This window comes from Mesorhizobium sp. P3_A2, assembly GCF_056403115.1.
Genome location: NZ_JBFUGC010000017.1, coordinates 20,839 through 41,489 on the forward strand (window position 1 = coordinate 20,839; position 20,651 = coordinate 41,489).

Here is a 20,651-nt window from a genome sequence, read left to right on the forward strand (position 1 = left end):
CTCAGGTTCCTTCCTACATGACTGTTCTGCAACGCGGCTGGGCCCAGTCGATGCATCGGCCGGCACGGCACGAGTGGAGATTTCAGCTTCGGTTAAGATCGATCCTGCTTGTCACCACCGTGTTGCCAGTCCTGGGATCGACGTCGGTCACGGTCAGGCGCATGGCGTCGGCGCCGATCTTTTCCACGGTCATCTGGGCATCGCGATCGCCGTTGACGATCTTTGCCCAGCGGATGTCGAGGTTGATCGCATCGCCGGTGCGGCTGCCGCTTAGCGCCGCCGGTCCGCTTTTGGATCCGACATAGGTGCCGCTGTAGGTCGCTCCGCTGGTCGTCAGATCGGCGCGGATTTCACGCGTCATGATCATCATGGCGCGGCAGGTGCCGTCCAGCGCCAGCGAGGCATCCGTCGTATCCGACGTGAAGGTACAGGAAATGTTCATGACCGGCGAATTCGTCCCGATTCTGACAGTTCCTTTGCCGGCAAATTTTCCTTGCAACAAGCGCAGAAAGCTCTCTTCGTCGGCATGTGCCGCCGTCGTTGACAACAGGCAGGCGGCAATCAGCAACCCGGCGACTGATTTCATCCAGAATCCCCTCTCGCGATCACAAAGGTGGCGACTCCCCCGGGAGTTGGCCGACGCTGGACTCGAAACGAGCGCCATCGGCAGGTTCCGCCTTCGACGTGACGGTTTTTTTACAACCGTCTCTGCACCGCCCCGCTGGCCCAGTCGAATGCTTCGACTAACGGTTGCGGCACGCCTGCCGGCTTGCGACATAGCGCGCATGGCCCCTGCTCCCTCGATCCCCAAGGCCGCCTTCTGGATGGCGCTGTCGATCACGTCATTCCTGGCGATGTCGGTCGCCGGCCGCGCCACGACCGCAGAGCTCAACGTCTTCCAGGTGCTGGAACTGCGCTCGGTGATCGGCTTTTTCATCCTGTTGCCGCTGGTGATGATGAGCGGCGGTTTTGCGGCGATGCGCACGCAGCGCCCGCTGGCCCACATCGCCCGCAACGTCATCCACTATACCGGCCAGGCCGCCTGGCTCTATGCCTTGACGCTGATCCCGCTTGCGGTGCTGATCTCGATCGAATTCACCACGCCGATCTGGACCGCTATCCTGGCCGTCAGCTTCCTTGGCGAAAAGCTGTCGCGGCCAAGGCTGGCGGCAATCGTGCTCGGCCTGATCGGCGTGGTGGTCATCGTGCGCCCCGGCGTCGGCTCGATGGATCCGGGCCATCTTGTGGTTCTCGGCGCCGCTGTGTGCTTCGGCATTTCGCTGGTGCTGGTCAAATCGCTGACGCGCACCGACAGCGTCGTGCGCATCATCTTCTGGATGCTGGTCATCCAATCGGCGGTCGGCCTCGTGCCGGCGCTCTATGAGTGGCGCAACCCCTCGCTGGCGCTGTGGCCGTGGATTGTCGTCATCGCCTTCACCGGCATGTCGTCGCATTTCTGCCTGGCCCGAGCGCTGGTCTATGCCGACGCCACCATCATCTCGCCAATGGATTTCCTGCGCGTGCCGCTGTCGGCGCTGGTCGGCTGGCTGCTCTACAGCGAGCAGATCGACATTTTTACCGCCGGGGGCGCCCTGCTGATCCTGATGGGCAACCTGCTCAACCTGCAGCGCAAGGCGCCAAAACCGGCCGAAGTGGCGGCGTCGTAGCGATCCACCCGGTCAGTTCCCCTCATCAGGTATGTTGAGCAAGTGGCGGATTGCCTAGTGTCCGGCGCGCAAGCCGTCCGGTGGCCGGGGACGTCGTCAGCGTTGCACCGTGCCATCGGGTCCGACAACGCCCCAGGCGGTCGCCGTATCGTAGAAGAACTGCTCCTTGGCGATCCGATCACCGCGCCACTGCTGCAGCGCCACCTCTTCCAGCCGCTGGACGACACCATCCTTGTCGGTCTTGTCGAATGTCCAGCGGATGGCGACGTTGTCGCCGTCGACCAGAAAAGTCTGGACGGGATGCGTGTGCATCTTCTGGAGTTGGTCCAAAACTGATTGCTCGCGCGCCATCAGCATTTCCTTGCCGCGCCGCGGGACGCCGAGATTCTCCTGCATGGTTGCATCGTCATGGTAGAAGTCGGCGATCGCCTTGACATGGCTGCCTTTGACCACCTCCTTGAGGAAGGCTTCGACGCGTTCGCGGCTGGGCATGATTGTGCGTTCCTTTGAAGTTCGTACTCAACGCATGTGGTTCAAAGGAGCTTCACTTCAACCATGCGGGGCGCGCTGGCCCTATCGGCCGCAATGTCAGGCCCACAACTATCTTACGCAGTGATGCGCTGGCCGACGTCCATGTGATTGCCGTCGGCATCGCCTGAATATCAGCACCGCCTAGACGAGTTCGACCTCCACCACACCCGGCACCGCGCGCATCGCAGAGGCGATTTGCGGCGAGATGCGGTAGCGGTTGGGCAGTTCGATCTCGACCTCGCCCTGCCCGGCCTCCTTGATCAGCACGAAGCTGACCTGGCCTTCGCCCTTCACCGCCAGCTGGCCGGCCAGCATGCCGATCGGTGCGGCGTCACGCACGAAGATGCGCAGCGCCTTCTGGATGCGGCTGGCCTCATCCTCCAGCGACTGCACCGTCTGGATGCGCAGATTGACGCCTTCGGGCCTGTCTTCGGCCGAAACGGTGATCACCACCGAGCGGCCGGGCTCGAGCAGGTCGCGATATTGCGCCAGCCCCTCGGAAAACAGCACGGCTTCATACTGGCCCGACGTGTCGGAAAAGGCGATGACGCCCATCTTGTTGCCGGTGCGCGTCTTGCGCTCCTGCTTGGTGGTGACTGTGCCGGCGAGCCGCCCGGCAGCGGCACCGCGTTTGACCGCGGCCGAGAACTCGCCCCAGTTCTGCACCCGCATTTTCTGCAGCGCCGCCTTGTACTCGTCGAGCGGATGCGCCGAAAGATAGAAGCCGACCACCTGGAACTCGCGGTGCAGCCGGTCCGCTGCAAGCCATGGATCAGTCGGCGGCAAATTGAGCGCCTGCTGCTGCGCGCCGAGAGAAGCGCCGAAAATGTCGTGCTGGCCCGAAATCGCGTTCTGCTGCGCCAGCGAGGCCAGCCCCATCATCCGTTCGACGCCGGCCATCATCTGGGCGCGGTCATGGCCGAAACAATCGAGCGCGCCGGCCATGATCAGGCTTTCGAAGACGCGTTTACCGACGATCTTCGGATCGACCCGCTCGCAGAAATCGGCGAGGTTCTTGAACGGCTTTTCACCGCGCATCGCGACGATATGCTCGACCGCCGCATCGCCAACGCCCTTCAGCGCCGCAAGCGAATAATAGATGCGGTTCTCGCCGACTTCGAAATTGCGGAAGCTGGTCATTACCGACGGCGCCACCACCTCGATGCCGAGGCGCAGCGCATCCTGGCGGAAATCGGCGAGCTTGTCGGTGTTACCCATATCGAGCGTCATCGAGGCCGCCAGGAATTCGACCGGGTAATGCGCCTTGAGATAGGCGGTCTGGTAGGAAACCACGGCGTAAGCCGCGGCGTGCGATTTGTTGAAGCCGTAGTCGGCGAACTTGGCCAAAAGGTCGAAGATGAAGTCGGCCTGCGGCTTGCCGATGCCACGCTCGACGGCGCCGGAGACGAAGCGCTCGCGCTGCTTGTCCATCTCGGCGCGGATCTTTTTGCCCATGGCGCGGCGCAGCAGGTCGGCTTCGCCGAGCGAATAGCCCGACAGCTCCTGCGCGATCTGCATCACCTGTTCCTGATAGACGATGACGCCTTGCGTCTCCTTCACCAGATGGTCGATCTTGGGATGGATCGAGGCCATCTCCTCCTCGCCATGTTTTCTGGCATTGTAGGTCGGGATGTTCTCCATCGGGCCGGGACGGTAGAGCGCCACCAGCGCAATGATGTCCTCGATGCAGTCGGGCCGCATGCCGATCAGCGCCTTGCGCATGCCCGCACTTTCCACCTGGAACACGCCGACCACTTCGCCGCGCGACAGCATGGCGTAGGTGTCAGGATCGTCGAGCGGGATCGTCGCCAGATCGATCTCGATGCCGCGGCGGCGGATCAGCTTCACCGCCGTCTCCAGCACCGTCAGCGTCTTCAGGCCGAGGAAGTCGAACTTCACCAGCCCGGCCTGCTCGACATATTTCATGTTGAACTGGGTGACCGGCATGTCCGAACGCGGATCGCGGTACATCGGCACCAGTTCCGACAGCGGCCTGTCGCCGATGACGATGCCGGCGGCGTGCGTCGAGGCGTGTCGGTAGAGGCCTTCCAGTTTCTGCGCCATATCGAGCAGCGTCTGCACGATCGGCTCCTTCTCGGCCTCCTCGGCAAAGCGGGGCTCGTTGGCGATGGCATCCGCCAGCTTGACCGGATTGGCCGGGTTCTGCGGCACCATTTTGGACAGCTTGTCGACCTGGCCGTAGGGCATCTGCAGCACGCGGCCAACGTCGCGCAGCACCGCGCGCGCCTGCAGCGTACCGAAGGTGATGATCTGCCCGACCTGGTCGCGGCCGTATTTCTGCTGGACGTAGCGGATGACTTCTTCGCGCCGGTCCTGGCAGAAGTCGATGTCGAAGTCGGGCATCGACACGCGATCGGGGTTGAGGAAGCGCTCGAACAGAAGCGAGAAGCGCAGCGGGTCGATGTCGGTGATGGTGGTCGAATACGCGACCAGCGATCCGGCGCCCGAACCGCGCCCCGGCCCGACCGGAATGCCTTGCGCCTTCGCCCATTTGATGAAGTCGGCAACGATCAGGAAGTAACCGGGGAATTTCATCTTCTCGATGATGGAGAGCTCGAAATTGAGCCGCTCGCGATACTGCTCGGCGGTATAGCCGGCAGTGGGTCCATGCGCCGCCAGCCGCGCATCGAGCCCTTCATGGGCCTGGCGGCGCAGTTCGTCGGCCTCGGCCTTCAGCGCCACCTCATTGTCGGCGACATCGCCCCCAGTAAAACGCGGCAGGATCGGGCTGCGGGTCTTCGGATAATAGGAGCAGCGCAGCGCAATTTCGACGGTGTTGTCGATCGCTTCCGGCAGGTCGGCGAACAGCCGTGCCATGTCGGCCTGGCTGCGCAGGAAATTGTCCGCTGTCAGGCGGCGGCGGTTGTCGGCGGCGACGACCGAACCCTCCGCAATCGCGATCAGCGCGTCGTGTGCGTCATAGTCGTCGCGGGCAGAGAAGAACGCCTCATTGGTGGCGACCAGCGGCAGATCATGGGTGTAGGCAAGATCGACCGATGACTTTTCGATCGCGCGGTCATAGCCGGAAACTCGATCCAGTTCGACATAGAGCCGGTCGCCAAACAGCGCCTTGAGCGCCAGCAGCCGCGCTTCGGCGAGATCGCGGCGGTCCTCCTTCAGGGCCCGACCTATCGGACCGCGCGGGCCGCCGCTGAGGCATATCAGGCCATCGCTATGGCCCTCAAGCATTGCTGACGTCAGATGCACGGCCTCGCCCGGCGGCGTCTCCAGATAGACCTTGCTGACCAGCCTGACCAGGTTGCCATAGCCGGCCTCGGTGGCGGCGAGCAGCACCACGGCATGCATCTCCGGCCCATGGCGGCGGCGGTCGCGCTGCGCGTCGCTGGTCTCGCCGGAAAAGGCGATATCGATCTGGCAGCCGATGATCGGCTGGATGCCTTCCTTCACCGCCTTCTGGGCGAATTCCAGTGCACCGAACAGATTGTTGGTGTCGGTGACGGCGATGGCCGGGCACTCGTCCTTGACGGCATGACCGACAACGGCGCCGACCTGCAAGGCTCCTTCGAGCAGCGAATAGGCCGAATGCACGCGCAGATGGATGAATGGCCGCGCCGGTGCCTCCGGGCGCGAAGCGGCGATCGCTGCTTCGCGCTTCAGGGGATCGCGGGGAAGTTTGTCATCCGCCATGGTGTTTCAAATTGCTCGAAGGGCTTTGAGTCGATGGAAATGTATTGTCCGGGACCGGGCGATGCCAGTCCAGCACAAATGAACACCGACCACAGGCTTCCGTAGCCTTGCCTTATGCGAACTCCATGATCACCGCGTCCACGGCAAGGCTATCGCCAGGTTTGGCGTTGAGCTTCGACACGACAAGATCACGGTCGGCGCGCAGCACGTTTTCCATCTTCATCGCCTCGACCACGGCCAGCGTCTCGCCGGCCTTGACCTCCTGCCCCTCGACAACCGCGATCGACACGACCAGGCCCGGCATCGGGCAAAGCAGCATCTTGGACGTGTCCGGCGCCACCTTTTCCGGCATTAGCCGTTCCAGCTCCGCTATGCGCGGCAGCATGGCGCGTGCGTTCACCGACATGCCTTTCCAAGCGATGCGCAAGCCGTTCGGCAGCGGCCTGATCTGCGCTGTAACCTTGCGGGCGCCAACATGACCGCGCCAGATCAGATCGCCCGGCCGCCAGTCGGAAGTCACCGTCAGCGCCTTGCCGCCATTGACCGACAGGTCGATTTCCATCGGGATGGAGACCATGCCTTCCAGGATCGAGGCGAAAAGATAATCCTCGCCGATCTTCACCACCCAGTCGCGTTTGAGCGCACCCGAATGCGGCGCCAGCCGTCCGCCTAACCGGTCGAGCCGGTCGCGGCGCAGAAGCTCGACCGCGGTCGCGATTGCCGCCAGCACGGCCTTTTCGTCAGCGTCGGGTACGATCGGCGCAAAACCATCCGGATATTCCTCCGCGATGAAGCCGGTCGATATCCGCCCTTCGCGCCAGCGCGGATGCTGCATGAGCGATGCCAGGAATGGAATGTTGTGCTCGATGCCGTCGACGACGAAACTGTCGAGCGCCTCCGACATGGCATCGATCGCCTCGATACGCGTCCGCGCCCAGGTGCAGAGCTTTGCCACCATCGGGTCATAGAACATCGAAATCTCGGAGCCCTCGGTGACGCCGGTGTCGTTTCGGATGATGACATCGCCGAACGTGCCCTCCTCCGGCGGCCGATAGCGCGTCAACCGGCCGATCGACGGCAGGAAATTGCGATAGGGATCCTCGGCATAGAGCCGGCTTTCCACCGCCCAGCCGTTCAGCTTGACGTCGCTCTGCTTCAAAGCCAACCTCTCGCCGGCAGCGACGCGGATCATCTGCTCGACCAGATCAATGCCGGTGACGAGCTCCGTCACCGGATGTTCGACCTGCAATCGTGTATTCATTTCAAGGAAATAGAAGTTCTTTTCAGCGTCGACGATGAACTCGACGGTGCCGGCGCTCTGATAGTCGACCGCCTTGGCCAGCGCGACTGCCTGCTCGCCCATCGCCTTCCTGGTTTTGGCATCGAGGAATGGCGACGGCGCCTCTTCGGCGACCTTCTGGTTGCGGCGCTGGATCGAGCATTCGCGCTCGCCGAGATAGAGTGCATTGCCGTGCGCGTCGGCAAGCACCTGGATCTCGATATGGCGCGGATCGACGACGAATTTCTCGATGAAGACACGGTCGTCGCCGAACGAGCTTTTGGCTTCCGAGCGCGCCCGGTCGAAGCCGTCGCGCACTTCCGACTGGCTCCAGGCGATGCGCATGCCTTTGCCGCCGCCGCCGGCCGAAGCCTTGATCATCACGGGATAGCCGATCTCGCCGGCGATCTTTTCGGCATGGTCGGCATTCTCGATCACGCCAAGCCAGCCGGGTACCGTCGAAACCTTGGCCGCATTGGCGAACTTCTTCGATTCGATCTTGTCGCCCATCGCCTTGATCGCTTTGGGTTTCGGACCGATGAAGACAATGCCCTCGGCCTCTAGCGCTTCGCAGAAGGCGGCCCGTTCCGACAGGAACCCGTAGCCGGGATGCACGGCCTGCGCGCCTTTTTCCTTGCAGGCAGCGATGATTTTCTCAGGCACGAGATAGCTCTGCGCGGCGGGCGACGGCCCGATATGCACAGCTTCGTCGGCCATCTCGACATGCATGGCGTCGCGATCAGCGTCGGAATAAACCGCGACGGTGGCGATGCCCATCTTGCGCGCCGTCTTGATGACGCGGCAAGCGATCTCGCCGCGATTGGCGATCAGGATTTTCGTGAACATCGAAGGCGCTTCCTCGGGTCTTTCGTCCTTCTTATGGGCTTCGGCAGCCCGGCTCAAGCACCGCCCGGCCGCGCACCCACCAAGACACTTCCGGCACGCCAGGCCCGAGTCGCGCGACAAAGGTCGGGCTCGCCGACGCCTGAGCCAAGATTTGCGCCATATTTGGTCGCCAAATCGGGTTGAAACAGTATAAAAATCCTGAAAGCCTGAAGACCAATCGCATGGGAGGAATTGCCTGATGAAAACCCGCGCCGCAGTCGCTGTCGCCGCCGGAAAGCCGCTGGAGATCTTGGAGGTCGACCTCGACGGTCCGCGCGAGGGCGAGGTGCTGGTAGAGATCAAGGCGACCGGCATTTGCCACACCGACGAGTTCACTTTGTCGGGCGCCGACCCGGAAGGCCTGTTCCCGGCGATCCTCGGCCATGAAGGCGCCGGCATCGTCATCGATGTCGGCAAGGGCGTTACCTCGGTCAAGAAGGGCGACCACGTCATTCCGCTCTACACGCCGGAATGCCGGCAGTGCCCGTCCTGCCTATCCAGGAAAACCAACCTGTGCACCGCCATCCGCGCCACGCAGGGCCAGGGCCTGATGCCGGACGGCTCGTCGCGCTTCTCGATCGGCAAGGACAAGATCTTTCACTATATGGGCTGCTCGACCTTCTCCAACTTCACCGTGTTGCCCGAGATCGCGGTCGCCAAGGTCAACCCCGACGCCCCCTTCGACAAGATCTGCTACATCGGCTGCGGCGTCACCACCGGCATCGGCGCCGTCATCAACACGGCCAAGGTCGAGCAAGGCGCAACCGCCGTCGTCTTCGGCCTGGGCGGCATCGGCTTGAACGTCATCCAGGGCCTGAAGCTGGCAGGCGCCGACATGATCATCGGTGTCGATCTCAACAACGACAAGAAAGCCTGGGGCGAACGCTTCGGCATGACGCATTTCGTCAATCCGAAGGAGATCGACGGCGACATCGTCCCTCACCTCGTCAACATGACCAAGCGCGGCGCCGACCAGATCGGCGGCGCCGACTACACATTCGATTGCACCGGCAACACCAAGGTGATGCGCCAGGCGCTGGAAGCCTCGCATCGCGGCTGGGGCAAGTCAGTCATCATCGGCGTCGCCGGCGCCGGCCAGGAGATTTCGACCAGACCCTTCCAATTGGTCACCGGCCGCACCTGGATGGGCACCGCTTTTGGCGGCGCACGCGGCCGCACCGACGTGCCGAAGATCGTCGACTGGTACATGGACGGCAAGATCCAGATCGATCCGATGATCACCCATCTGCTGAAGCTGGAGGACATCAACAAGGGCTTTGACCTCATGCATGAGGGCAAGTCGATCCGGAGCGTGGTCGTCTATTGAAGGAGGTTCGAATTCGCTTCGTCGACCCTAAGAAGTCGACGATCCATCGAATACGGAACTTTGGCGAGGATCTCTGGCGCAGCTTCCGCGAAGAAAAGCGCGTCACGGTCAATCTGGAGGAGATCGACCGTGCCCAAGATGAGATCGCCTACCTCGTGCATGGACAGTTTCTAAGGAGGAGCCTGACCGAAGTGCATCGTCTGCTGAAGGTGCACTTCATGGAAAATGAGGTGGTCATCGAGACCTAGTCGAGGTGACAAAACAGGGAGGAAGAAAATGCCGGAAAAATTGCACCCCAAGATCGACAATGGGCTGCCCAAGGAAAGCGCGAGCTTTGCCGGCGGCACGCTGGTCTGCGCCTGCACCAGCAAGCCGGTCAAGGTGAAGGTCAAGGGCCAGATCGCCCACAACCATGCCTGCGGCTGCACCAAATGCTGGAAACCAGAAGGCGCCGTGTTCTCGGTCGTGGCGGTCGCCGGCACCGGCGACGTCACCATCACCGAGAATGGCGATAAGTTGAAGGTCGTTGATCCCTCCGCACTCATCCAGCGCCATGCCTGCACCGGATGCGGCGTCCACATGCACGGCCCGGTCGAGCGCGACCATCCGTTCAAGGGCCTGACCTTCCTCCACCCCGAACGCTTCGAGGAAGACGGCTGGTCGCCGCCGGGCTTTGCCGCCTTCGTCTCCTCAATCATCGAGTCCGGTGTCGATCCGAAGCGGATGGACGGCATCCGCGCACAACTGAGGTCGATCGGGCTCGAGCCCTATGACTGCCTCAACCCCGGCCTGATGGACTACATGGCCACTTGGACGGCAAAGAAATCCGGCGCGCTTCCGGCCTGAATGAAAACGAAAGGGCTGGCTTGCGACGCCGGCCCTTCTCCCCAGCCCACCGCGTATTGCTACCGGGTAGTTGATGAATCTCAGGGGCTTCAAAAACTGGAAGTTGAAGCTCCGCTATGGGCGGGTGAGGACCGACTTTCATCACTACACGCTGCTTGCCGACGGCGAAGTGGTGTCTCCAAACGCGGAGTACGGAACTGCCGACGCGGGACCCGCCTTCTTTGGCATGAGCGTCTGGGCTTATAACTCCGATCAAGCGACCGATATGATCCGCACCATCGGCCAACATGTCGGATTTGCTTGTACTGGGAAAATCTACGTCTATGACACCGAGGCCGAGGAACCGCCCGGCGCCGAGCCGCGCGGTTATAATCTGAAGTTCACACGCTATGAACGCGACTAGTGTCGACCCTCCCCAGATCTACGTCGACGCCGACGCCTGCCCGGTGAAAGCCGAGGTCGAAAAGGTCGCCGAGCGCCATGGCGTCGTCGTCACTTACGTCTCCAATGGCGGGCTTCGTCCCTCGCGCGATCCGATGATCCGCAACGTCGTCGTTTCCAAGGGTGCTGACGCCGCCGACGACTGGATCGTCGACAACGCGAAATCCAACGACATTGTGATCACCGCCGACATTCCGCTTGCCGCCCGCGCCGTGGCGTTGGGCGCCCATGTGCTTGGGCCAACCGGTCGCCCGTTCACGCCTGAAACCATCGGCATGGCGGTGGCGATGCGCGATTTGAAGCAGCATTTGCGCGAGACTGGCGAGAGCAAGGGCTACAATGCCAGCTTTGCGCCGCAGGACCGCTCGCGCTTCCTGGGCGAACTCGACCGTATCTTGCGGCGCGCGCTGAAATCCGTCACACCGGGCTAGAGCAATTCCAGGAAAAAGTGTGTAGCGGTTTTCCCGGGAAAAGCGCGTAGCGCTTTCCCCAGGGAATTGCCTCAAAGAAAAAGATAGAGCGGTTCGCCGTTTCCGTGAAACGGTGAACTGATCTAGAAACGGCACCCGGGCCATGGCGACTGACATCCCGATTACAAACCCGCTGCACCGGCACAAACAATTCCTGGTGTCGGCCTGTGTCGGCCTGCCGGCGCTGGCGATCGCACTGATAGCGGGCGCGCCGCTTGCCTATTCGATTTCGATTGCCGCTGACGCCTTCTTCGTCGTCTTCATTGCGCTGGTCATCGCCAAGATGCCGCTGCTGTCCGGCCGCTATCTCAGCAAGAATGCGCGCGAGGTCGACCTGCCGGTGCTGAGCATTTTTGCCATCACGCTGGGCGTCGTCAGCATCGCCATTATCCTGTTGTTTCTGCTGATCAATCACAAGGGGCGTGACCCTATCGAGCTTGGCGTCGCGATGCTGTCTGTCCCGCTCGGCTGGTTCACCATCCATGCCATGGCCGCACTTCACTACGCGCATGTCTACTGGATGGACGGCGATGCGATCGATGCCGAAACCAAAAAGAAGATGCCGGTCGGCGGCCTCGAGTTTCCCGGCAGCAAACGGCCGGATGGCTGGGATTTCCTCTATTTCGCGACGGTGATCGGCATGACCGCGCAGACGGCCGACACGGCGATAACCACCTCGCATATGCGCCGCGTCGTGCTTGTCCATTCGATCCTGTCGTTCTTCTTCAACACCGTGATCGTCGCTGCCGTGGTCAATCTCGCCGTCAGCCTTGGTAATTCGGGGCCGTAATAAAAATTCGCTCGTAATAAAAACGTGATCGGATGAAACATCGCTTTCGATAGAGACGTATTGGGAGGAGAACGACAAGCGCGGCCATGTCGGGATCGCGCAGCCGGGAGACCAGGAAATATGGAATCCGTTGCCATGACCCAGCCCAGCATCGGGGCTGATACCACTACGCCGAAGGAGACGACACTGATCTACCGGCAGTCGCACTGGACGCGGCTGACGCACTGGCTGTGGGCCATCTCGCTGTTCTTCATGTTGTTGTCCGGCCTGCAGATCTTCAACGCCCGCCCGCAGCTCTACATCGGCAAGCAATCCGGCTTCGAATACAACAACACTGTCTTTGCCATCGGCGCCGAAAACACCACGACCGGCCCGCGCGGCTATACCGAAATCTTCGGCCATCGCTTCGACACCACCGGCGTGCTCGGCTGGTCGGGACCGGCGGGCCAGGAGACCTCGCGCGCCTTTCCGTCCTGGGCGACGATCCCGTCCTACTACGACCTCGGCACCGCCCGCGTCGTGCATTTCTTCTTTGCCTGGATACTGACTACCACCTTGGTCGTCTGGCTGATCGCCAGCCTGGGCAACGGCCATTTGCGCCGCGATCTGGCGCCGCGCCTGGACGACCTTAAGCGCTTGCCGCAGGACATTGTCGACCACGCCAAGCTCAGGTTTCACCACACCCGCGAATACAACACGCTGCAGAAAATGGCTTATGGCGGCGTGCTGTTCGTGCTGTTGCCGCTGATGATCATCACCGGCCTTGCCATGTCGCCGAGCATGGACTCGGTGCTTCCCTGGCTCAACGAGGTGCTCGGCGGCCGGCAGACGGCGCGCACCATCCATTTCACGGTGATGGTGCTGCTGGTCGGGTTTTTCATCATCCACATACTGATGATCCTTGCTGCCGGCCCGATCAACGAACTGCGCTCGATCATCACCGGCTGGTACCGCACCGATCCTCCCGCGCATGACGACAAACCCGCCGAGAGGAGCGTCTGACATGGCCAAATTCCAGATCAGCCGCCGCAAATTCCTGACGGGTGCCAGCCTCGGCGTTTCCGGCATCATGCTGTCGGGCTGCGATGCCTTTGATAGCCAGCTCGGCATGGGCGACGGCCTGCGCAGCTTCCTCGAAAATGCCAACGGCTTGACCTATCGCGCGCAACGCTGGCTGGCCGGTCGCGACGCGCTGGCGCCGGAATTTTCCGAGGCCGACATCCGCCAGCCGCAGCGGCCGAACGGCGTGACCGCGCCCGACGACGACACCTACAAAGGCCTGCTCGCCAACAATTTCGCCGATTGGCGGCTGGAAGTGACGGGCCTGGTCGAAAAGCCGCTGTCGCTCAGCCGCGAGCAGCTGCAGAACATGCCGAGCCGCACCCAGATCACCCGGCATGACTGCGTCGAAGGCTGGAGTTGCATCGCCAAATGGACCGGAACGCCGCTGTCGCTGGTGCTCGACCAGGCCGTGGTCAAGCCTGAGGCCCGCTACGTCATGTTCCACTGCCTGGACACGATCGACCGCAGCCTCTCCGGCGAGATCAAATATTACGGCACCATCGACCTGATCGATGCCCGCCATCCGCAGACGATCCTGGCCTATGGCCTCAACGGCAAGCCGCTGCCGGTCGAAAACGGCGCGCCGCTTCGCGTGCGCGTCGAGCGCCAGCTCGGCTACAAGATGCCGAAATATCTCTACAAGATCGAGTTGGTCGACAGTTTCGCTAATGTCGGCGGCGGCCGCGGTGGCTACTGGGAAGACAATGGTTACGACTGGTATGGCGGGATTTGATTGAGCCTGCCGATCGAGTTCACGCCACCTTATCGAGCAGCGGCTTCAGCGCCGGATGGATTTCCGGCGAGGCGTGCTTGATCAGCGTCAGCAGCGCGCGTTCATTGTCATGCAGCGGGCGGTGGGTGCCGATACGCTCGGCCAGCCATTTCGCCTCGCCGGCATCGATCGTTTCGGCACGGCGCGCGAACGCTTCGGCAGCCCGGTTCTTCGATTCCCACTCGGCCTCGATATCGCCGGGCGAACGATAGGCTTCCATGATGCCGGCGAGCCCACCCGACACCATGCGGGCGAAAAAGCCACCAATGTCGGGCTCGGCCTGTTCGAAGAAGCTGTCACGGCGCAAGGCAGCCTCGCGCGTCGGCGCTTCGTAGCCGGCCGAACACATGACGAAATTTGCGAGCGCCTTGACGAACAGCTCGTTCCAGGACGGATCGTTGCCGGCCGCGGAAGTCTGCTCGTTGATCCTGAACAGCACATCGGCCTCGGCGCGGGTGATGGCGATGTTGCCGTCGCCGCCATAGGCATAGAGGATGCGGCGCAACAGATCGACTTCGGCCTTGGCGACCAGCCCGGGAACCAGCGCGCCACCGAGCATCAGCGGTCCCTTGCCATCCACCACCGCATGGGCGACCTGTTCCAGCGCATAGGCGGACAGCCGGCCGGGCGATGATTTCGCCCTCTCCAGCACATGCACCAGGAGCTCCAGCTCGGTGAGACTATCGACCATACCGTCGCACGAGATTGTCCTGACGAGCCAGTCGGCATTGTCCTCGGAAATGTAGCCCGCCGGCTTTTCCTGATGGACGATGTAGTCGGTGACGGCCTCGACGAAAAAAGGCGGCCATTCCTGACATTTGTTCGTCGCTGACGCGTCGAGCGCGAACAGCGCCTCGGCCTCACCACGGCTCACCACGCCATCGGTGAACACTTCGCGGCGCAACATGACGACATCTTCCGCCGTGATGCGATCTTTCGAAGTCAGCCCCGCCACCGGTGCGCTCTGGATCCGTTCGCCCATCTGTCAATCCCCGTCCGCCGTGCCCAACGCAATTGCCCACCAAACTATCAGCAGTGTCTTGAAAAACCGGCAAACGGCGTGGTTAGCGAAGACTTGTCAGGAAGATGTCGCTGGCAGGTGACAAGGTGTCGCCGACAAGCTATGGATGGCGCGTCGAGGGCTCAGGTCTGAGTCCTACCTGTTTGCGGGAGAGAGCAGCGCGAGCTGCCGCCGAAGGGGAAATCGCCCGAAATCTCTCAGGCAAAAGAACCGTAGACGGGAAAGACACTCTGGAAAGTCGGGGCTTGCCCCCGCGCCGAAGGTGTAAGCGTCGCCGACAGAGTTCCGGTTGCGCGAGTCTCTCAGGCTTCAGACAGAGGGGCACGGACTGGTCGCCAGCAGCGGCCGATTGCGTGCGATTCTGGAGATGACATGACGGGCGACGATACCAAACACCTTCCCCTCGAGGACCTGCACACCGCCGTCGGCGCGCGCTTTGGCGCCTTTGCCGGCTGGTCGATGCCGCTGACCTATCCGGCCGGCGTGATGAAGGAGCACCTCCACACCCGCGAACATGCCGGCCTGTTCGACATTTCGCATATGAAGCTGTTCGAAGTCAGCGGCCCTGGCGCCGGCGCCCTGCTCAACCGCGCCTGCCCGCTCGATGCCGGCGCGCTCGGGATTTCGCAGTCCAAATACACCTTTTTCCTCAACGAAGCCGCCGGGATCATCGACGACCTGATCGTCACCCGGCTCGGCGATACCAGGTTCATGGTGGTCGCCAATGCCGGCAATGCTGTCGAGGACGAGAAGCATTTGCGCGCGCTGGCGGTGGATTTCGATGTGAAGGTCGAGGCGCTCGACCGCGTCTTTCTCGCCATCCAGGGTCCGGAAGCCTGGGCTGCCTTGTCCCGCGCCGGCATCGAGACCGGCTCGCTGCTGTTCATGCACGGCATCGAGCCGAAGCAGAACTGGTTCATGAGCCGCTCAGGTTACACCGGCGAGGACGGGTTCGAGATCGGCCTGCCGGAAGCGGATGCGCGGGCTTTGGTTGCGAAATTGCTTGAGGACGAGCGCGTGTTGTGGATCGGCCTTGCCGCCCGCGACTCGCTGCGGCTGGAGGCCGGCCTCTGCCTGCATGGCCAGGACATCACGCCGGAAGTCGATCCGGCCAGTGCCGGCCTGATGTGGGCGATCCCCAAGGATCTCCGTGCCAGCGGATCCTTCATCGGTGCCGATGCCTTGCGGGCGATCCTGGAGCGTGGCGCGGCGCAAAAGCGCGTCGGCCTGAAGCCGGAAGGCCGCCAGCCGGTGCGCGCCGGCGCCGCCCTGTTCGACGCCGACGGCAATCCGGCCGGCCATGTCACATCAGGCGGCTTCGGCCCTTCGGCCGGCCACCCCGTCGCCATGGGCTATGCCTCGGCGTCCCTGGCCAAGCCAGGGACAAAACTCTTCGCCGACGTTCGCGGGACGAAAATCCCGATCGATATCAGTTCCTTGCCCTTCACTCCTCATCGCTACCGCAAAGGATAAATCCCGATGGCAAAAACCTATTTCACACAAGATCACGAATGGCTGAGCGTTGAGGGCGGCATCGCCACCGTCGGGATCACCGACTATGCGCAGGAACAGCTTGGCGATCTTGTCTTTGTCGAACTGCCTCAAATCGGCACGAAGCTGAGTAAGGGCGATACGGCCGTGGTTGTCGAATCCGTCAAGGCGGCCTCCGACGTCTATGCGCCGGTCGATGGCGAGATCATCGACGCCAATGGCGCGCTGTCCTCGGACCCGTCGCTGGTCAATTCGGCGGCCACCGGCGACGGCTGGCTGTGGAAGATGAAGCTTGCCGACGAAGGCCAGCTCGCCGGCCTCATGGATGACGCCGCCTACAAAGCCCACATCGGCTGATAACAGGACTTAAAAACGATGAGCGCAGCACTTACCCCCTTCTCGGCCCGCCATATCGGCCCGGGCGTCAATGATGTCAGAGCCATGCTTGCCGTGATCGGCGTTCCCTCCGTCGAGACGCTGATCAGCCAGGCCGTGCCGCAGTCGATCCGCCTCGACCTGCCGCTGACCCTCCCCGCACCGGCGAGTGAAGCCGAGGCGTTGGCCGAATTGTCCGCGACCATGGCGAAGAACACGGTGCTGAAGAGCTTCATCGGCGCCGGCTATCACGGCGTCCATGTGCCGCCGGTCATCCAGCGCAACCTGTTCGAGAACCCGGCCTGGTACACCGCCTATACGCCCTACCAGGCCGAGATCAGCCAGGGCCGGCTGGAAATGCTGTTCAATTTCCAGACGCTGGTCACCGAATTGACCGGCCTGCCGGTGGCCTCGGCTTCACTGCTCGATGAGGCGACGGCGGTGGCCGAAGCCGTCGGCATCGCCTTGCGCCATCATCGCGACAAGCGCACCAAGGTGGCGCTGGCCGGCACACCGCACCCGCAGACGCTGGACGTCGTGCGTACCCGCGCTGAACCGCTCGGCATCGAGATCGACGGCGAGACCATCGACGACAACACCGCCGCTCTGCTCGTCTCCTCGCCGGACACGTTTGGTGTCTATGGCGACCACAAGGCGGCGATCGACAAGGCCCGCGCCACCGGCGCGGTCGTCGTCTTCATCGCCGATCCGCTTGCGCTAACGCTCACCGATGCGCCGGCCAAGCTTGGCGCCGACATCGCCGTCGGTCCGATGCAGCGCTTTGGCGTGCCGATGGGCTTTGGCGGCCCGCACGCCGCCTACTGCGCGGTCTCCGACAAACTGACCCGGCTGATGCCCGGCCGCCTCGTCGGCCAGTCCACCGACAGCAAGGGCCGCCCGGGCTATCGTCTTGCCCTGCAGACACGCGAACAGCATATCCGCCGCGACAAGGCGACCTCCAACATCTGCACCGCGCAGGCGCTGCTTGCCAACATGGCGACGGCCTATGCGATCTGGCATGGCCCCGCCGGACTGCAGGCGATTGCAGCGCGCATCCATGAGCTCGCCAATCGCCTCGCGGCGGGCCTGAGGGCCGCAGGTGTTTCCATACTCGGCTCAAGCCGCTTCGACACGGTTACGGCCGAGGTGAAGGGCAAGGCAGCCTCGATCGACGCTGCCGCTGAAAAGGATGGCCGGTTGCTGCGTGTCATCGATGCCGACCGCATCAGCATCGCCTTCGACGAGACCTCGACCGAGGCCGATCTCGAGGCGATCGCCGCCCTGTTCGGCGCCAAGCCCGGCGCTGCCGAAGCCGGCGTGATGCCCGGCAAGCCGCGCGGCAAGGAATTCCTCACCCAGCCGGTTTTCCGCGAGAACCACTCAGAGACCGACATGATGCGCTTGCTGCGCCGGCTGGCCGACAAGGACCTGGCGCTCGACCGCACCATGATCCCACTGGGATCCTGCACCATGAAGCTCAACGCCGCGGCCGAGATGATGCCGGTCAGCTGGCCGAGCGTCGCCAATCTGCACCCCTTTGCACCGGCCAGCCATTCGCAGGGCTACCGCGCCATGGTCGGCGAACTGGAGGGCTGGCTGTCTGAGATTACCGGCTTCGACGCCGTCAGCCTGCAGCCCAATGCCGGCAGCCAGGGCGAATATGCCGGCCTGCTCGCCATCCGCGCCTATCACCGCGCGCGCGGCGAAGGCCATCGCACCATCTGCCTGATCCCCTCCTCCGCGCATGGCACCAATCCGGCGAGTGCGGCCATGGCCGGCATGAGCGTCGTCGTCGTGCGCTGCCTGGAGGACGGCAATATCGACATGGACGATATGCGGGCCAAGGCCAACGAGCATTCGAAGAATCTCGCAGCGCTGATGTTCACCTATCCTTCGACGCACGGCGTCTACGAAGAAGGCGCGCGCCACCTCTGCGCCCTGATCCATGAGCATGGCGGTCAGGTCTATTTCGACGGCGCCAACCTCAACGCGCTGGTCGCCCTGGCGCGCCCCGCCGACATCGGCGCCGATGTCTGCCACATGAACCTGCACAAGACCTTCTGCATCCCGCATGGCGGCGGCGGTCCGGGTGTCGGCCCGATTGGCGTCAGGGCGCATCTCAAGCCCTATCTGCCGGGTCATGTCACCGAAGGCTCGGCGCATGCCGTGTCGGCTGCCCCGTTCGGCAGCGCTTCCATCCTGCCGATCACCTGGATGTACATCCGCATGATGGGCGCCGCCGGCCTGAAGCAGGCGACGGAGACGGCGATCATCTCGGCCAACTATGTGGCGACGCGGCTCGCGCCGTACTTCCCGCTTCTCTATAAGGGCAGGCACGATCGCATCGCGCATGAATGCATCCTCGACACCCGCGTGCTCAAGGAAAGCGCCGGCATCAGTGTCGACGACATCGCCAAGCGCCTGATCGACTACGGTTTCCATGCGCCGACCATGTCGTTCCCGGTCGCCGGAACGCTGATGGTCGAGCCAACCGAGTCCGAGCCCAAGCGCGAGCTCGACCGGTTCTGCGAGGCAATGATCGCCATCGCCGGCGAGGCCGCCAAGGTGGCGAAGGGTGAATGGCCGCTTGACGACAACCCGCTGGTCAACGCGCCGCACACGGCAGCCGAAACGCTTGCCGGCCAGTGGACGCATCCTTATTCACGGCTGGAAGCGGCCTACCCTGCCGGAGACGCCGATACATCAGCCAAGTACTGGCCGCCGGTGTCGCGCATCGACAATGTCGCCGGCGACCGCAACCTCGTCTGCTCCTGCCCGCCGCTTTCGGAATATCTCGGCGCCGCCGAGTAACACTCTGGCCTGTCAGGCAGAACGCAAGGCCGGCCCGTCGGCCTTGCTGTTACGGTCGTGGACAAGCACGCGGTTTCGCCCGGCGTGCTTGGCCGCGTAGAGCGCCTTGTCGGCCTCGGCCAGCACGTCGTCGAGGCTGCTGCCGCCCTCCGCGCCGAAGCCGATGCCGCCGCTGACGCTGCTGCGCAGCGGACCGCGCGGCGTCGGCACCACTTCCGTACCGAAGGCGACGCCGATCTTGCTGGCGAGATCGTAGGCCTTGTCCTCGGTCATCCGCGACATGACCAGCGCGAACTCCTCGCCGCCCAGCCGGAAGGCGTGGACGCCGGCCCTGTCATACTTCTTGATGATTGCGGCGAAGCGGCACAGCACCCGGTCGCCGACCGGATGACCATAGACATCGTTGGTCCGCTTGAAATGATCGAGGTCGAACATGGCGACCGACATAAACGGACCGAAGACGCGCTCGCCATAGAGTGAATTCAAAGCCCGCCGGTTCATCAGACCGGTCAGCGGGTCGGTCAAGGTCTCGGCCTTCAGTTCGATCTGCGCCTGCAAATGATGCAGCGACAGCGTCAGCGCGCCGAGCGCCGTCATGCAGGCGACCGCCACAACCGAATTCAGCCGCTCGGCCCAATTGTCGGGCGCGACGCCAAGCACCCACTGGCCCTTGACCAGAAGCACCGCACCGCAGAGCCCGAAGGACAGCCCGCAGACACCGCTCAGAGCCGAGACAACCAGGAGAATGCCGCGATCATGACCGCCGCCCTTGATCCAGAACATCACCCCGATCAAGGCGAGCAGCATCGTTACCGTCATATAGGTGAGGATGAAGCCGACACCGTCGAAACCGAGATAGGTCACGCCGGCGCAGATCGCCATCGCAAGCAGGGCCGGCAGGACGGCGCGACTGTAATTGCGCACGCCGAGATACTGCATGGCCGAAAGCGAAAGGACCAGGAAACCGAGGCTGAGCAGCGCCAGAGCTGCCTGGCAAAGCCAGGGATTGGGCTCCCTTGTGTAGCGCCAGAAGACGATGACATGGGCGACAAGGACCAGAATGCCGCACGCCACCGTCAGCACAAAGCGCGCACGCGGCGCCGTGAACCAGATTGCAAACATGGTAACGCTGAGGCATGTGCCCGACAGCGCAGCCGCCAGCAGGAGCGAACTGAAATCCAGCATGGGTGAACGACAGCCTTCAGGGATCGTCG

General features: G+C 63.1%; 18 protein-coding genes and 1 riboswitch. Of the genes, 12 read left to right on the forward strand and 6 right to left on the reverse strand.

Annotated elements, in window-relative coordinates:
* Positions 1 to 82 precede the first annotated feature (82 nt).
* Positions 83 to 664 carry a hypothetical protein gene (locus AC1DXM_RS28730; protein ID WP_477238434.1) on the reverse strand — a complete coding sequence of 194 codons (582 nt, stop codon included), beginning with the start codon at positions 662 to 664 and terminating at the stop codon, positions 83 to 85.
* Between the two features lie 121 nt (positions 665 to 785).
* Here AC1DXM_RS28730 and AC1DXM_RS28735 point away from each other — a divergent pair, with 121 nt between their 5' ends.
* Positions 786 to 1,667 (forward strand): DMT family transporter, encoded by an 882-nt coding sequence (locus AC1DXM_RS28735; RefSeq protein WP_477238436.1) that lies wholly within the window; start codon positions 786 to 788, stop codon positions 1,665 to 1,667.
* A 96-nt stretch (positions 1,668 to 1,763) separates the two neighbouring features.
* Here AC1DXM_RS28735 and AC1DXM_RS28740 read toward each other — a convergent pair whose 3' ends face one another.
* From AC1DXM_RS28740 to AC1DXM_RS28750, 3 genes are all read right to left on the reverse strand, one after another.
* On the reverse strand, positions 1,764 to 2,159 hold the full coding sequence (locus AC1DXM_RS28740; RefSeq protein ID WP_477238438.1) for a nuclear transport factor 2 family protein: 396 nt from the start codon (positions 2,157 to 2,159) through the stop codon (positions 1,764 to 1,766).
* Between the two features lie 180 nt (positions 2,160 to 2,339).
* Positions 2,340 to 5,867, reverse strand: coding sequence for a DNA polymerase III subunit alpha (gene dnaE / locus AC1DXM_RS28745; RefSeq protein ID WP_477238440.1), 3,528 nt, complete (start codon positions 5,865 to 5,867; stop codon positions 2,340 to 2,342).
* Between the two features lie 112 nt (positions 5,868 to 5,979).
* Positions 5,980 to 7,992: an acetyl-CoA carboxylase biotin carboxylase subunit gene (locus AC1DXM_RS28750; RefSeq protein WP_477238442.1), complete on the reverse strand. Its 2,013-nt coding sequence runs from the start codon at positions 7,990 to 7,992 to the stop codon at positions 5,980 to 5,982.
* Between the two features lie 238 nt (positions 7,993 to 8,230).
* On the opposite strand from AC1DXM_RS28750, the gene AC1DXM_RS28755 reads away from it, so the two are divergent.
* The 8 genes from AC1DXM_RS28755 (at position 8,231) to AC1DXM_RS28790 (ending at position 13,700) form a co-directional block, all read left to right on the forward strand.
* Positions 8,231 to 9,358, forward strand: coding sequence for an S-(hydroxymethyl)glutathione dehydrogenase/class III alcohol dehydrogenase (locus AC1DXM_RS28755; RefSeq protein WP_477238444.1), 1,128 nt, complete (start codon positions 8,231 to 8,233; stop codon positions 9,356 to 9,358).
* The gene (locus AC1DXM_RS28760) at positions 9,355 to 9,606 is read left to right on the forward strand and encodes a hypothetical protein (RefSeq protein WP_477238448.1); all 252 of its coding nucleotides are present in this window, start codon (positions 9,355 to 9,357) and stop codon (positions 9,604 to 9,606) included. The genes AC1DXM_RS28755 and AC1DXM_RS28760 overlap by 4 nt, the downstream gene beginning before the upstream one ends.
* A 28-nt stretch (positions 9,607 to 9,634) precedes the next feature.
* Positions 9,635 to 10,204 carry an S-(hydroxymethyl)glutathione synthase gene (gene gfa / locus AC1DXM_RS28765; protein WP_477238450.1) on the forward strand — a complete coding sequence of 190 codons (570 nt, stop codon included), beginning with the start codon at positions 9,635 to 9,637 and terminating at the stop codon, positions 10,202 to 10,204.
* Positions 10,205 to 10,277: 73 nt separating this feature from the next.
* The gene (locus AC1DXM_RS28770) at positions 10,278 to 10,607 is read left to right on the forward strand and encodes a hypothetical protein (RefSeq protein ID WP_352588868.1); all 330 of its coding nucleotides are present in this window, start codon (positions 10,278 to 10,280) and stop codon (positions 10,605 to 10,607) included.
* Positions 10,594 to 11,076: a YaiI/YqxD family protein gene (locus AC1DXM_RS28775; RefSeq protein ID WP_142864998.1), complete on the forward strand. Its 483-nt coding sequence runs from the start codon at positions 10,594 to 10,596 to the stop codon at positions 11,074 to 11,076. Before AC1DXM_RS28770 ends, AC1DXM_RS28775 begins: the two co-directional genes overlap by 14 nt.
* Before the next feature lie 142 nt (positions 11,077 to 11,218).
* Complete coding sequence (locus tag AC1DXM_RS28780) at positions 11,219 to 11,905, forward strand: DUF1345 domain-containing protein (protein WP_477238452.1); 687 nt, start codon at positions 11,219 to 11,221, stop codon at positions 11,903 to 11,905.
* A gap of 135 nt (positions 11,906 to 12,040) precedes the next feature.
* The gene (locus AC1DXM_RS28785; RefSeq protein ID WP_477238454.1) at positions 12,041 to 12,907 is read left to right on the forward strand and encodes a cytochrome b/b6 domain-containing protein; all 867 of its coding nucleotides are present in this window, start codon (positions 12,041 to 12,043) and stop codon (positions 12,905 to 12,907) included.
* A 1-nt stretch (position 12,908) separates the two neighbouring features.
* A complete protein-coding gene (locus AC1DXM_RS28790; protein ID WP_477238456.1) occupies positions 12,909 to 13,700 on the forward strand; it encodes a molybdopterin-binding protein in 792 nt (263 codons plus the stop codon).
* 19 nt (positions 13,701 to 13,719) lie between these two features.
* Here the strand turns inward: AC1DXM_RS28790 and AC1DXM_RS28795 are convergent, their stop codons facing one another.
* On the reverse strand, positions 13,720 to 14,721 hold the full coding sequence (locus AC1DXM_RS28795) for a hypothetical protein (RefSeq protein WP_477238458.1): 1,002 nt from the start codon (positions 14,719 to 14,721) through the stop codon (positions 13,720 to 13,722).
* A 175-nt stretch (positions 14,722 to 14,896) separates the two neighbouring features.
* Positions 14,897 to 14,983, forward strand: a riboswitch (glycine riboswitch).
* A gap of 149 nt (positions 14,984 to 15,132) precedes the next feature.
* On the opposite strand from AC1DXM_RS28795, the gene gcvT reads away from it, so the two are divergent.
* The 3 genes from gcvT to gcvP are packed head-to-tail and all read left to right on the forward strand — an operon-like array spanning position 15,133 to position 19,437.
* The gene (gene gcvT, locus AC1DXM_RS28800; protein WP_477238460.1) at positions 15,133 to 16,233 is read left to right on the forward strand and encodes a glycine cleavage system aminomethyltransferase GcvT; all 1,101 of its coding nucleotides are present in this window, start codon (positions 15,133 to 15,135) and stop codon (positions 16,231 to 16,233) included.
* Positions 16,234 to 16,239: 6 nt separating this feature from the next.
* Positions 16,240 to 16,608, forward strand: a complete 369-nt coding sequence (gene gcvH / locus AC1DXM_RS28805) for a glycine cleavage system protein GcvH (RefSeq protein WP_477238462.1) — start codon at positions 16,240 to 16,242, stop codon at positions 16,606 to 16,608.
* Positions 16,609 to 16,626: 18 nt separating this feature from the next.
* On the forward strand, positions 16,627 to 19,437 hold the full coding sequence (gene gcvP / locus AC1DXM_RS28810) for an aminomethyl-transferring glycine dehydrogenase (protein WP_477238464.1): 2,811 nt from the start codon (positions 16,627 to 16,629) through the stop codon (positions 19,435 to 19,437).
* 12 nt (positions 19,438 to 19,449) lie between these two features.
* Here gcvP and AC1DXM_RS28815 read toward each other — a convergent pair whose 3' ends face one another.
* Positions 19,450 to 20,622 (reverse strand): GGDEF domain-containing protein, encoded by a 1,173-nt coding sequence (locus AC1DXM_RS28815; protein ID WP_477238466.1) that lies wholly within the window; start codon positions 20,620 to 20,622, stop codon positions 19,450 to 19,452.
* Positions 20,623 to 20,651 lie beyond the last annotated feature (29 nt).